6 protein-coding genes and 5 pseudogenes are annotated in these 13,128 nt (G+C 69.7%); 3 read left to right on the forward strand and 8 right to left on the reverse strand.

Annotation, left to right across the window (positions count from 1 at the left end; translation table 11 throughout):
- Positions 1 to 27: 27 nt before the first annotated feature.
- Positions 28 to 1,136, reverse strand: a pseudogene (locus tag ACFY1U_RS45650) (phosphoketolase); the annotation flags it as partial.
- Positions 1,137 to 1,737: 601 nt separating this feature from the next.
- Positions 1,738 to 3,327 (reverse strand): oleate hydratase, encoded by a 1,590-nt coding sequence (locus tag ACFY1U_RS45655; RefSeq protein WP_390699987.1) that lies wholly within the window; start codon positions 3,325 to 3,327, stop codon positions 1,738 to 1,740.
- A 380-nt stretch (positions 3,328 to 3,707) separates the two neighbouring features.
- On the opposite strand from ACFY1U_RS45655, the gene ACFY1U_RS45660 reads away from it, so the two are divergent.
- Positions 3,708 to 3,968: an STAS domain-containing protein gene (locus ACFY1U_RS45660; protein WP_390699988.1), complete on the forward strand. Its 261-nt coding sequence runs from the start codon at positions 3,708 to 3,710 to the stop codon at positions 3,966 to 3,968.
- Positions 3,969 to 4,159: 191 nt separating this feature from the next.
- Here ACFY1U_RS45660 and ACFY1U_RS45665 read toward each other — a convergent pair.
- Together ACFY1U_RS45665 and ACFY1U_RS45670 are read right to left on the reverse strand one after the other, a co-directional pair.
- Positions 4,160 to 4,325 (reverse strand): annotated as a pseudogene (locus tag ACFY1U_RS45665) (CBS domain-containing protein); the annotation flags it as partial.
- Positions 4,326 to 4,338: 13 nt separating this feature from the next.
- Positions 4,339 to 7,031 (reverse strand): annotated as a pseudogene (locus ACFY1U_RS45670) (GNAT family N-acetyltransferase).
- 300 nt (positions 7,032 to 7,331) lie between these two features.
- On the opposite strand from ACFY1U_RS45670, the gene ACFY1U_RS45675 reads away from it, so the two are divergent.
- On the forward strand, positions 7,332 to 9,647 hold the full coding sequence (locus ACFY1U_RS45675; protein WP_390699989.1) for a PAS domain S-box protein: 2,316 nt from the start codon (positions 7,332 to 7,334) through the stop codon (positions 9,645 to 9,647).
- 42 nt (positions 9,648 to 9,689) lie between these two features.
- On the opposite strand, the gene gap is transcribed toward ACFY1U_RS45675, so the two are convergent.
- Positions 9,690 to 10,703 (reverse strand): type I glyceraldehyde-3-phosphate dehydrogenase, encoded by a 1,014-nt coding sequence (gap, locus tag ACFY1U_RS45680; protein WP_390699990.1) that lies wholly within the window; start codon positions 10,701 to 10,703, stop codon positions 9,690 to 9,692.
- A 190-nt stretch (positions 10,704 to 10,893) separates the two neighbouring features.
- Here gap and ACFY1U_RS45685 point away from each other — a divergent pair.
- Positions 10,894 to 10,989, forward strand: a pseudogene (locus tag ACFY1U_RS45685) (polyphosphate kinase 2); the annotation flags it as partial.
- 14 nt (positions 10,990 to 11,003) lie between these two features.
- On the opposite strand, the pseudogene ACFY1U_RS45690 reads toward ACFY1U_RS45685, so the two are convergent.
- The 3 genes and pseudogenes from ACFY1U_RS45690 to ACFY1U_RS45700 form a co-directional block, all read right to left on the reverse strand.
- Positions 11,004 to 11,132: pseudogene (locus tag ACFY1U_RS45690) on the reverse strand (universal stress protein); the annotation flags it as partial.
- 20 nt (positions 11,133 to 11,152) lie between these two features.
- Positions 11,153 to 12,175, reverse strand: a complete 1,023-nt coding sequence (locus ACFY1U_RS45695) for a zinc-dependent alcohol dehydrogenase (RefSeq protein WP_390699991.1) — start codon at positions 12,173 to 12,175, stop codon at positions 11,153 to 11,155.
- 29 nt (positions 12,176 to 12,204) lie between these two features.
- Positions 12,205 to 13,110 (reverse strand): universal stress protein, encoded by a 906-nt coding sequence (locus ACFY1U_RS45700; protein WP_390699992.1) that lies wholly within the window; start codon positions 13,108 to 13,110, stop codon positions 12,205 to 12,207.
- Between the last annotated feature and the right edge of the window lie 18 nt (positions 13,111 to 13,128).

Here is a 13,128-nt window from a genome sequence, read left to right on the forward strand (position 1 = left end):
GCTCAGCCGTCCCAGGTCCAGTCGGCGCTTCTCCAGGGGTGGCAGAGGCAGTTCACGCGACAGCAGGCCGCCATTGGCGTGGGGGTTGGCACCCAATCGGCGCCCGCCCTCGGGGATGCAGGCGAGAACCTCGTCACGCGGGGCGCCGTACTCGTCGAACAGCGTCTCCGGCCGGTAGGAGCGCATCCACTGCTCCAGCTGGCGCAGATGCTCGGGACTGTCCCGTACGGCGGACAGCGGAACCTGGTGGGCCCGCCATGTGCCCTCCACGGGCAGGCCGTCGACCGACGCCGGGCCGGTCCAGCCCTCGGGGGTGCGCAGCACGATCACCGGCCAGTGCGGCCGCTGCGCGACACCGTCCTCACGGGCGCTGCTCTGGATGAACGCGATGCGCTCCAACGCGTCGTCCATCGCGGCGGCCATCGCCCGGTGCACGGCCATCGGGTCGTCGCCGGTGACGTGAATGGGGGCGTGTCCGTAGCCGCGCAGCAGTTCATCGAGTTCGTGCTCGGGCAGGCGGGACAGCACGGTCGGGTTGGCGATCTTGTAGCCGTTGAGGTGCAGGATCGGCAGGACCGCGCCGTCGTTGACGGGGGCGAGGAACTTGTTGGAGTGCCAGGACGCGGCAAGCGGCCCGGTCTCCGCTTCACCGTCGCCGATCACACAGGCCACCAGCAGGTTCGGGTCGTCGAGGGCGGCACCGTAGGCGTGCGAAAGCGAGTAGCCAAGCTCGCCGCCTTCGTGGATGGAACCGGGGGTCTCAGGCGCGACATGGCTCGGCACCCCGCCGGGGAAGGAGAACTGCCTGAACAGCCGCTCCATACCGGCCGCGTCCCGCGTGATGTCCGGGTAGGTCTCGGTGTACGAGCCCTCCAGCCAGGAGTTGGCCAACACGGCCGGACCGCCGTGACCAGGGCCCCAGATGCACAAGGCGTCCAGGTTGCGGGCCTTGATGACGCGGTTGAGGTGAGTGTGGACCAGGTTCAGGCCGGGCGACGTGCCCCAGTGGCCCAGCCAGCCGCGGTTTGACGTACTCGGGGCGGAGCGGCTCGGTCAGCAGCGGGTTCGCCATGAGGTAGATCTGGCCGACGGACGGATAGTTCGCAGCGCGCCAGGTGGGCGTCCAACGACCCCAGCTCGTCCTACTCCAGCTGGGCGGGCGCCTGCTGCATGTCGACGGACATCGGGGATCCTCTCCGAGTCGGGGCAGGGGTTCGGGTTCCGTGCGGGCCGGACTACATGCCCCACCTTCTGCCGCGCTGCCTGATACTCAACAGGGCCGTTCGGGCCACCCCCTGCAGCTGGAGCCCTTCGTGACGATCAAGCCCCCACTGAGGCAGAAATGCTCGCTTGCCCCGGAGGAGGCCGAAAGGTGACGACGAAACGGACGCTGAGTGAAAGTACGGCGAAACGCTTGGGCCCTGGAGGGGGCCAAACAGCGCACACACTGGGAGAGTTGCGGACGGCCGCCGCCTGTAGTCGGCGATGGACGACGGCCTCCCGGACGCGAGGGGCTGCACTCTCCTCCTGGTGCGACTTCCCCGCGCGGGATCGTCCTCACGGCCTGGGACGTGCGGGAGTTCGTGCCGACTCGAAACCGCCGCAAGGACGAGGGCCGGGGCCTGCGGATCGTTCGCTGCGGGAGGCGAGCCTGGTTTTTCGGACGGGTCACCAGCGGCAGGAGGAGCAAACCTGGACCGCCTACCCATCCTCAACTGCGGTGGGACCGGCTACAAGTCAGGCCAGCGCGGCCTTGAGCACGCCGATGGCCGTCTTCGGGTCGGCGAGGGCGTGGTAGATGCCGGGGATGTCGTGGTCGAGTCCGAGGAGGCCGTAGACGGCGTGCATGGCGCCGCGGACGGAGTACTCGACCGTGAAGACGACGTCCTCGGGGATCTCCGTGAACTGGCCGAGGAAGGCGAAGTTCGCCGCGCCGCGTGGGATGACCAGCGGCCGGTCGTGGACCGTACGCGGAGCGAACTGGCTGGTGATGTACGGCAACATGACCGGGATCACGGTCGTCGTCGCCGCGACCTGCTCCTCGATGTCCCACAGGCCGAGGTGGTTGAGCAGTTCGGTGAGGATCTCCCGGCCGGTGGCTTCGGCCATCGTCTTGCCGACGAAGTCGCCCTCGTTGTCGACGAAGAGGCCGTAGCCCCAAAGGGTGTAGACGTCCTCGGGCTGTCCCTCGAAGTGTGGCGCGTGCGGTACGACGATGGACATGAGCCAGTTGGAGTCCTTGAACGTCATGAGCGCGCCGGTACCGGGGAGGTTGCCGGACATCTCCTCGATGCGGTGCAGAAGCAGCGGGCTGCGCATGGTGAGGGTGAAGGACTCCCACTTGGCCTCGTCCACGTTGCCGTAGAAGGCGGCCGGGCGCCCGAAGTCGTCCGCCTTGGCCGCGACGGTCTCCCACAGCCGCCAGCCGCCGTCGCGCTTGTCCCGGATCAGCTCGGGAGCGGTGTCGTCACTGCCATAGGCGGCGTCGGCGGTCATCGAGCCAAGGGTGAGGAACGCGTAGTCGGTGTCCTCGAGGTCGTACGCGTCCAGTTGTCCGGCGCGGTCGAGGTGGAGGCGTCGCACCCGCCGAGTCCCGTCCTTCTCGGTGGTGAAGTCGACGTCGGTGACCCGCACGCCGTGCTCGAAGCGCACGCCGCGCTCCTCCAGCCAGGTCTGCAGCGGGCGGATGATGGAGTCGTACTGGTTGAGCCGAGTGCGCCGCACGCCCGCCAAGGTGTGCATGCGCGGGAACTCCTGCATGAAGCGCAGGAAGTAGCGCCTGAGCTCGATGGCGCTGTGCCAGTTCTGGAAGGCGAACGTGGTGCGCCACATCGCCCAGAAGTTGGTCTCGAAGAAGTGCGGGGAGAAGAAGTCCTCGATCCGGCGCGCCCCGATCACCGCCTCCGGGAGCACAAGCAGCCGGGTCAGCTCCAGGCGGTCCCGAGTGTCGAGGCCGTAGTCGGAGGCGTCGAGGGTCTCTGCGCCCTTGCCGATCAGGCGGGCCTTGGCGTCGGTAGGCCATTTGGCGCTGAACTCACGGATCTCCTCGCGCACCGACACGGTCTCGTCGGTGAGGGTGGGGATCGTCTCCAGGAGGTTCCAGAGGCACGTGTACGCCTCATCCTCCAACATGCGGCCGCCCCGAGTGACGTATCCGGTGGGCTCACCGCTGCCGTCCATGGAGCCGCCTGCGAGCGGGAGTTCTTCAAGGATGTGGATGTTCTCGCCAGGGAAGGCGCCGTCGCGGATCAGGAAAGCGGCGGCTGCCAGCGAGGCAATGCCGCCACCGACGAGATAGGCCCGGGACTGCTGCGGAGCGTCGGTCATGACGTCCCTCCTTCTGCCGCCACCGTCACGGGCGGCCAACTGTGTTCAAGAGCTGTGCAGCGACGCGACGCCCGAGCCTTGGGCGGCAGCGGGGTGCGCACGGCACAGCGCCGGCGGAACGTGGCCGACGCCTGAAGCCGTCAGTCAACTCGTGGAGAACCCGTGCAAGCAGGGGCCGGATGTCCCTGTTCACTCGCCAACCGACCCTCGGGCTCGGCCGGCACCCTGCAGTACGAAGCGGTGTCCGCCGTGAAGGCCACGTGCCGGTCTGGTGTGTCAGACGGGTCGCGGACGGGACGATCGATGGCGGCGGATGGCTTCCGCGGAGCTCTGCAGCCCCTGGTGAGACGGTTGGGTGAGCGTCGTGAACGGTGTTCCCTGTGTCGAAGCGGCAGTGGCCGGCGATGGTTTCGGTTGCGCGGGTCGACGGGGCGATGGACTATCTCACGCAGCCCTGGCTCCGTGAACGGCTGCACGGAGTGATCGCGGACGCCGGCCGGTTCGTCATCTTGGAGCTGACCGAGGTGTCGTTCTGTGATTCAGCGGGGCTGAATGTGTTGCTCTGGGCCCGAAATGCAACCGAAGCCCACAACGTGGTGCTGGTATTGGCGTGCGTCCCGTCGTCTCTGCGGCGATATTGATCATGGTCGGCCCGCCTGCTCGCCGAGAAGGTCGCCGCCGGCCAGGCCGCGATGGTGGGCCTGTGCTACCGCCTGGCAGACGGCAGCGCGTAGCACGTCGCCTCTCACGACCTCGACGCAGCGGTCCCCGTTGCACCTCCACCGCGCCGAATATCGACCCACGCCTGACCCCTGTGAGCCGCAGCGCCGCCCTCGGTCTCGCAGATGACGCCGATGACCTTCTCTTCCTCGTCAACGACCGGCAGTCCGCTGATCCTGTGGTGAGCGAGCAGCCCGTGCTACTTCCTTGAAGGAGCTGCCGTACGAGGCGCGGACGACGTCCGTGGTCATCACGGAGCCGACCTTGTTGTGCTTCATTCCTGGTTCCTCCTCAGCGGAGCCGGCGCAGATAGGGGTCCTGAGGCGTGCGGGGCACCAGCCGCACCCGAGCGTCGAGCACGGAGACGTCGGCCGTGGTCGCGAGCACGGGGTTGAAGTCGACCTCGGCGAGCTGGGGCAGGTCGGCCGCCATGCGGGACAGGCGCGAAAGCAGCTGCTCCAGGCCTTCGAGGTCGGCCGCCCCGCTGCCTCGGGCGCCGAACAGCAGCGGGGCGCAGCGCGGAGCGGTGATCAGGTCGTGCACGTCGTGGTCGGTGAGTGGGGCAAGTCGTGCGGCGTGGTCGCCGAGGACTTCGGTGGCGGTGCCGCCGAGCCCGAAGAGCACGAGCGGGCCGAAGACCTCGTCCTGGACGACGCCTGCGAAGAGTTCGGTGCCGCGTGCGGCGAGCGGCTGTACGACCACCCCGTTCAGCAGCCCCGCGAACCGGATCTCGAAGTCCCGGAAAGCCGCCCGGACTTGGGCATCGCCCTGGAGGTCGAGGTGCACGGCATTCTGCTCGCTCTTGTGCACCAGACCCGGCCAATGGGCCTTCATCACCACCCGGCCGTCCGGACCGCGCAGCCGCTGGGCCGCAAGTACGGCCTCGTCCTCGGTCTCCGCCCACGCCCACGGGATCTGCGGGATGCCGTAGCAGGCCAGCAGGTCGGCGCAGGTACCCGGGTCGAGCCAGCCGCTGTCCGGATGCGCGGCCAGGAAGGTGTCGGTGACCTCCTGGGCACGGGCGGTGTCTACGCCGTCGAGCTCCGGAATGGTGCCTACGGGCCGGGCGAGCCAGGCCGCGCGGCGTGCGGCGTGGGCCAGCGCCCGTGCCGCCGCCTGCGGTTCGGCGTACGAGGGGATCGTGCCGGCGTCTGCGGCGGACAGCAGCTTGACCGGCAGGTCCTGTTCGAGGCGTACGGCGGCGATCGGCTTGGCCCGGTGTGCGGGGGCGTTGGTGAGGACCCGGATCAGGTCGTCGCCGGTTGCGGCGGCGACTGCCGTGGGCACAAGGGCCACAAGGACTGCGTCGATGCCAGGATGGTGCATCAGCCGGTCCAGGCAGTCGGCGAGCTGTTCCTCGGTGACGGCGGCGGTGGCGTCGACGGGGTTGCCGACTGCGGCGCCCTGCGGGAGCACGGTGAGCAGGTCGTCGATCACCTCCGGCGGGAGCGACGGCAGGGCGAGTCCAGCCTCCGTGCAGGCGTCGGCGGCGAGGACCCCGGCACCGCCCGCGTTGGTGACGATCGCGATGCGGGTGCCGGCGGGCAGCGTCTGGGAGTGCAACAGGGCGGCGGTCTCCAAGAGTTCGCCGACCGAGCCGGTGGCGGTGATGCCGGCCTGGGTGAACAGTGCCTGCCGGGTCATGGTGGGGGTGGCGGCAGCCGCGGTGTGGGAGGCGGCGGCCCGGCGTCCGGCGGCGGTGCGCCCCGCGTCGACGGTCAGCACCGGCATGCGCCGGGTGACGCGACGGGCGGTGCGGGAGAAGGCGCGTGGACTGCCGAAGGACTCCAGGTGCAGCAAGGCGAGGCTGGTGCGGCCGTCACTCTCCCACCACTGCAGCATGTCGTTGCCGCTGACGTCGTACTTGTCACCGAGGGAGGCGAAGGACGAGACGCCGATGCCCAGCCGGGAGAGCCCGTCGAGGAGGGCGATGCCGACGCCGCCGGACTGGACGGCGACGCCCGCAGTACCGGGAAGCGGGTGGTCGGCGGCGAACGTGGAGTCCAGACACAGGTCGGGGTCGGTGTTGGAGATGCCGAGGCAGTTGGGTCCCACCAGGCGCATGCCGTAGGTGCGGCACGCGCCCAGCAGTGCCTGCGCCTGGTCGGCGTCGAGACCGGAAGTGACGACGAGCAGTGCCCGGGTACCAGCCTTGCCGCACTCCTCGGCGGTAGCCGGAACCGCTGCGGCGGGGACGGCCACCACTGCCAGGTCGGGGGTCTTGGGCAGCGCGCTCACGGACGGGTACGACGGCACGCCGAGGATGTGGTTCACGCTCGGGTTCACGGCGAACAGACGACGGGTATAGCCGCCCCCCTTCAGGTGATGCAGGATCGCCCGGCCGATCGAACCCGGCTTGCGTCCGGCGCCGACGACGGCGACCACCTTGGGGCACAGCAGCGGCTCGAGGCTGGCCACGTCGGCCGACCGGCCGCGAGCCTCCACAGCCGACAGATAGGCGTCGTCCGAGTCCAGTTGTATGGTGCAACACACCTCAGGCCCTCGAACCGGCGGGCCGTACGCAGGCCGAGGTCGGCGAAGAGCCGCAGGATCTCCCGGTTCTCGCTGAGCGCGTCTGCGGTGAAGGTGGTGATGCCCTCCGCCCGGGCCGCGGACACCAGATGCTCGACGAGCAGTGTGCCCACTCCGCGGTGGTGCAGGCCGTCGCAGACGGCGATGGAGACTTCGGCTTCGTCCTTCTCCCCCGCCGTGTCGTACTCGGCGAGCCCGATCACCTGACCATGCGTCTCGGCCAAGAGGGCCCGGTAGCCGGGGTGCGCGGGAGCACAGGCCCGGTCGGCGGACAGGGCTGCGGACCGCGGGCTCACCGAGAAGAACCGAAGGCGGAGATTCTCCGGGGACATCTCCTCGTAGAGCCCTCGCACCTGGTCGTGGTCGGCCGGCGTCACGGGGCGGATGCACACGGTGGTGCCATCTGCAAGCAGGGCGTGAACCGTGGGGCGGTTGAGCACGGGGTGCGACATCAGGGATCTCCTCCAGGCCTTTTGATGGTTCGAGCATCAGCCGGAACATGAGGCGATCCCATGGGCTGCGCGGAGGTCCTTCGAGGGCCGGTCGGCCCTTATTTCCCGGGGGCCGTATCCGTGTCTCGCCGCACTGGCACTGAAGTGATTGGACGGACATCGCCACGGAACGGTCACGGCGGCCGTCGCGTGCGTACAAGTTCGGGCACCGGGGACCGACTACACGACTTGTTGAGGCAGAGCGGCGTGATTTGCGTTCGGATGACCTGTCTCAACATGAGCGGGGGCGCAAGGACAAGAATGAACGACTTGATGGAAACGGCACCACCTGATCCCGCCTGCACGGCGGCACCTGGCACGTGCCGACGCAGCGCCGCGGTCCACGTGGGAGTTCCGGGCGCCGCCGAGGAGAGGTTCAGGGGGCTGCTGGAAGCAGCGCCGGACGCCATGGTCATCGTCGACGACACCGGCACCATCCGCCTCGTCAACGCCCAGACCGAAGCCCTCTTCGGCTACCAGCGCGAAGAACTCCTCGGCCACCCCGTCGAACTCCTCGTCCCCGGCCGCTTCCGCACCCACCACACCGCACACCGCAACGGCTACGCCCACAACCAGCAAGTACGCCCCATGGGCGCCGGACTCGACCTCTACGGACTACGCAAAGACGGCACCGAGTTCCCCGTCGAAATCAGCCTCAGCCCCCTCGAAACCACCGACGGCCTCCTCGTCTCCGCCGCCGTACGCGACGTCAGCGAACGCAAAGCCGCCGAGGAGAGGTTCAGGGGGCTGCTGGAAGCAGCGCCGGACGCCATGGTCATCGTCGACGACACCGGCACCATCCGCCTCGTCAACGCCCAGACCGAAGCCCTCTTCGGCTACCAGCGCGAAGAACTCCTCGGCCACCCCGTCGAACTCCTCGTCCCCGGCCGCTTCCGCACCCACCACACCGCACACCGCAACGGCTACGCCCACAACCAGCAAGTACGCCCCATGGGCGCCGGACTCGACCTCTACGGACTACGCAAAGACGGCACCGAGTTCCCCGTCGAAATCAGCCTCAGCCCCCTCGAAACCACCGACGGCCTCCTCGTCTCCGCCGCCGTACGCGACGTCAGTGAACGCAAAGCCGCCGAAGAGCGCATCAACGAGCTCGCCGCTCTCGTGGAATCCTCACAGGACGCGATCCTCGCGAAGACCCTCGACGGCCGCATCACCTACTGGAATGCCGCGGCGCAGCGCCTGTACGGGTTCACGGCGGACGAGGTCCTGGGCCGGCACGTGTCCGTGCTGGCACCGTCCACGAGGAGGCACGAAATCACCGCGCTCCTGGAGAGGCTGCGCGACGGGGAGAAGGTCGAGCACTTCGAGACGTTACGGCTCACCCGCTCCGGAGAGCTGCTGGACGTCGACGTCACCCTGTGGCCGACCCGGGCATCGGACGGCGCGGTCGTCGGGGCGTGCGCGATCGTCCGCGACATCAGCGACCGCAAGCGCGCCGAGGCGGAGCTGACGGAGCTGTACGAGCAGCAGCGGCACATTGCCCTGACCCTGCAGCGCAGTCTGATGGGCACGCCGCCCGCCATCCCCGGCCTCGCCACCGCCAGCCGCTACCGGCCCGCGACACAGGGAGCAGGAGTCGGGGGCGACTGGTTCGACCTGATCCCGCTGGGTGCCGGCCGGGTAGGCGTGCTGATCGGCGATGTGATGGGCCGAGGTCTCGAGGCCGCTGCCGTCATGGGCCAACTACGGTCTGCAGCACACGCGTTGGCCAAGACGGGCTTGCAGCCGCGCCAGTTGATGCAGGCGATGGACACCGTCGTCGCCGATCTCGACGTCCCCGACCAGCTGGTCACCTGCTGTTATCTGGTCCTCGCCGCCGACACCGGCGAGGTGACCGTGTGTTCCGCCGGCCATCTGCCGGTTCTCGTCGCCGTCGCCGGTGCACCCACCCGTACGCTTCCGGCGCCCGTGAACGCCCCTCTCGGTGTCGGTGGCGTGATCTACGAGCAGCGCGGCAGCACCATGGAGCCGGGCGCGACCCTCGTGCTCTACACCGACGGTCTGATCGAAACTCCCGGCACCGACATCGAGGACAAGCTCACCCAGCTCGTCGCCACCCTGGACGGGCTCCCGACCACGGTGCCCGACCTGGAGGCCGCGGCCGACCATGTCCTGTCGACGCTGCTGCCCGACGCGGACGGCCACGACGACGTCACGTTGCTGCTGACGCAACTGCCCGCAGCTCCGCTCGCCACGGCGGCCACGGATCTGCCCGGCACGCCGGAGTCGGTCCCGGCGGGCCGCGACTTCCTCAGCAAGGCGCTGAGCACTTGGGACTGCCCGGGCGCGGCGGACGACGCGCTCCTGCTGCTCTCCGAGATCCTCACCAATGCGGTGCAGCACGCCCAGGGCCCCATCGGGGTCCATGCGTGCCGCACGGACACCGACCTCACCGTGGAGATCAGCGACCGCAGCCCCCACCTGCCCCAGCCGCGTCTCGCGGCGGAGGACGAGGAGTCCGGGCGTGGCCTGCTGCTCGTCCGTTCCCTCGCCGACGACTGGGGCGTGCGTCCCACGGACGAGGGCAAGACGACGTGGTTCAGCCTCAAGGTATGAGCACGTGCCGCCGGCCGAGGCCTGCCGTACTCCCTCCGGCCATCAGTCTTCGGCGACCAGCGCGGTGAGGTCCAGCAGTCGGTTGGTGTAGCCCCACTCGTTGTCGTACCAGCCGAAGACCTTGGCGAGGGTGCCGTTGGCCTGGGTGAGCGCGGCGTCGAAGACGCAGGAGGCCGGGTCGCCGATGACGTCGCGGGAGACGATGGGCGCGGTCGAGACACGCAGGATGCCGTTCAGCGGGCCCTCGGCCGCCGCGGCGAAAGCGGCGTTGATCTCGTCCGCTGTGGCCTCGCGGTTCAGCACCACCGTGAGGTCGGTGAGCGATCCGTCCTCCACGGGCACCCGGACGGCGATCCCGTCCAGCGCGCCGGCCAGCTCCGGAAGTACGAGGCCGACAGCGCGGGCGGCGCCCGTGCTGGTCGGGATGATACTCAAGGCCGCCGAGCGGGCCCGGCGCAGGTCCCTGTGCGGGCCGTCGAGCAGGGACTGGTCGTTGGTGTAGCCGTGGACGGTGGTCAGCAGGCCGCGGTCGATGCCGAAGTTGTCGTCGAGCACCTTGACCATCGGTGCGAGGCAGTTGGTGGTGCAGGAGGCGGCGGAGATGATCTGGTCGCGGTGCCGGTCGTAGGTGTGGTCGTTGACGCCCATCACGATGGTGGCGTCGACGCCCTTGCCGGGCGCCGACAGGAGCACGGTGTGGGCGCCTGCCTTCAGGTGCAGGGCCGCGGTGTCGCGGTCGCGGAAGCGGCCGGTGGACTCGATGACGATGTCGGCTCCGTAGTCGGACCAGTGCAGGGCGGCGGGGTCGCGTTCGGCGGTGATGTCGATACGGCGGCCGTCGACGGTGAGGGAGCTGTCGTCGTGGACGACCTGGCGGCCGATGTGCCCGAACGTCGAGTCGTACTCCAAGAGGTGGGCGAGGGTGGCGGGCGCGGCGATGTCGTTGATCGCAACGACTTGGAGGTCCTGGGTGCCCGCCTCGGCGCGGTCGAGGGCTGCCCGGAGATAGGTGCGGCCGATGCGGCCGAAGCCGTTGATGCCGACGCGTACGGTCATGGTGAGGAGCTCCTGCAGTCGGGGGCCTACCGTGGGCGGGAGTGACACAGTGAGTCGTCGGTGGTGAAGGCGCGGCATGGCCGGTAGGAACGTGGCAAAGCTGCCGCGCGAGGTCCCCGGGAGAGAACTGCCGGACCCACAGGCCGACTTGGTGAAGGTGTAGACGTGGGTTCGGGTGGAAGGCGCCTGGGTTCTGGAACTGCCCCAGCGGCCGCCGTCGACGGGATACGAGCGCCCGCCGCGTGATCTGCAGACGTACGTTCCCGATCACGCGGCGAGCCTGTGAGCCGGCGACAGCCTTTACGCCTTCTGAGGGACGACGGCGACAGGGCAGACGGCGTGGTGCAGCACCGCGTGGGCGACGCGGCCGAGCTGGAGGCCGTCGTGGCCCTCACGTCGCCGGGCCCCGACGACGAGCAGGTCGGCGACCAGGGGCAGTTCCATCGTGCTCACCTTCCCGTGTCCAGATCGAAGACGATCCGGGCCTTGATGTCGCCGCGCAGCACGGCGTCGATGGACTCGTTGACGGAGGCGAGCGGGCGGGTCTCGTAGATGACCTTGGTGCGGCCGGCCGCGTGGAGCTGGAGGACCTCGGCGAGGTCCTGCCGGGTGCCGACGATGGAGCCGATGACGGATGTGCCGTTGAGGACGGTGTCGAAGATCGGCACCTGGATCGTGCCGTGCGCGGGCAGGGCCACCATGACGAGCTTTCCGCCGCGCCGCAGGCCGGAGCCCACGGCCTCGAACGCGGCCGGGTCCACCGCGAGGGCGATCGCGGCGTGGGCGCCGCCGTGCTTCTTCAGCTCTTTGCCGACGTCCTGCTTGCGGGCGTCGATGACGAGGTCGGCGCCGAGTTCCGCGGCCAGTTCGAGCTTCTCGTCGGTGACGTCCACGGCCGCGACGGTGGCGCCGGCGATCTTCGCGTACTGGACGGCGAGGTGGCCGAGGCCACCGATGCCGGAGATCGCGACGAGCTGGGCCGGCTGAACGCCTGCGACCTTGAGCGCCTTGTACGTGGTGACGCCGGCGCAGGTCAGCGGGGCGGCCTCGAAGGCGCTGACGCCCTCCGGCACCGGCTGTGCGAAGTCGGCCCAGGCCAGCATCTTCTCGGCGTGTCCGCCGTCGCAGCCGTACCCGGTGTTGATCTGCTGCTCGCACAGCGTCTCCCAGCCGGACAGGCAGTGTTCGCACCGTCCGCAGGCCTTGCCGAGCCACGGCACGGCGACCCTGTCCCCCACGCTCAGGTGGGTGACGCCGTCGCCGAGCTTCTCGACGAGGCCGACGCCTTCGTGGCCGGGCACGAACGGCGGGGTGGGCCTGACGGGCCAGTCGCCGTGGGCGGCGTGGATGTCGGTGTGGCACAGCCCGGAGGCCTCGACGCGGACGCGGACCTGGCCGGGGCCCGGCTCGGGGTCGGGGTGCTCCTCGATGACCAGGGGCTCACCGAAGGCTCGTACGACCGCTGCCTTCATGATCTGTTCTCTCTTCTGGAGGGGGGCCGTCAGTCGTGGGCGACGACGGCGACGGGGGCGGTGGAGTGGTGCAGCACGGCGTGGGTGACGGTGCCGATGTGGGCGCCGGCGGAGGAGCGACGGACGCGGCGGCCGACGACGACCAGGGAAGCCTCGCGGGAGGCCTCGATCAACAGGAGCGAGGGGCTGCCGTAGTGCGACTGCTCGACGACCTCGACGTCGGGGTACTTCTGCCGCCAGGGGCGCAGCACCTCGGTCAGCATCACGGCGTCCCCCTTCGCCATCTCCCGCTCGACCGCGGGCTCCAGGGCCATGCCGTACGCGTAGTAGGGCGGCGGGTTCCAGGCGTGTACGACCCGCAGCGGCACCGAGCGGCGCGCGGCGGCCTCGAAGGCGAACCCGAGCAGCGTCTCGTCGGGGCCGGCGACGTCGAGCCCGAGGACGACGGGACGGAACGCTGTGGCCGCGGAGGGGATGCCTGCCTCGTCCATCTCGTGTTCGTCCGCGGCCTGCTCGCCGGCGCGGACCAGGACGACGGGACGCTCGGTGTGCGCCACGACCGCGAGACCGACCGAGCCGACCAGGAAGCCGCCGATCCCGCCCAGGCCACGTGATCCGAGGACGAGCATGTCAGCGTCCTTGGCCGCGTCGACCAGGGCTTCGGCGGGGCGTCCGGTGAGCTGATCCGTGCTCACCTCGACGCCTGGGTGGCGCAACCTCAGACCGTCGGCGGACTCGCGGGGGATCCTCTCGGTCCAGTGCTGGTGCGTTTCGGCACCGAGGAGCGGGGCCTGGGCCATAGGCGCTGGCACAGGTTCCCAGACCTGGACGAGCTTCACCGGCAGGCCGCGCAGTTTCGCCTCGCGGGCCGCCCATTCCGCGGCAGCGCGGCTCTCGGAAGAGCCGTCGAGGCCCACGATGATGGTGCGGGACATGTTCTCCACCTCCTGAAT

Origin of the sequence: Streptomyces sp. NPDC001351, assembly GCF_042896045.1 — a bacterium.
Taxonomy (GTDB): Bacteria; Actinomycetota; Actinomycetes; order Streptomycetales; family Streptomycetaceae; genus Streptomyces.

Excerpts from the sequence above, each read along its gene's own strand:
- ACFY1U_RS45655 (WP_390699987.1), bottom strand. The coding sequence starts at position 3,327 with ATGACCGACGCTCCGCAGCAGTCCCGGGCCTATCTCGTCGGTGGCGGC.
- ACFY1U_RS45675 (WP_390699989.1), top strand. The coding sequence starts at position 7,332 with ATGAACGACTTGATGGAAACGGCACCACCTGATCCCGCCTGCACGGCG.
- gap (WP_390699990.1), bottom strand. The coding sequence starts at position 10,703 with ATGACCGTACGCGTCGGCATCAACGGCTTCGGCCGCATCGGCCGCACC.
- ACFY1U_RS45695 (WP_390699991.1), bottom strand. The coding sequence starts at position 12,175 with ATGAAGGCAGCGGTCGTACGAGCCTTCGGTGAGCCCCTGGTCATCGAG.
- ACFY1U_RS45700 (WP_390699992.1), bottom strand. The coding sequence starts at position 13,110 with ATGTCCCGCACCATCATCGTGGGCCTCGACGGCTCTTCCGAGAGCCGC.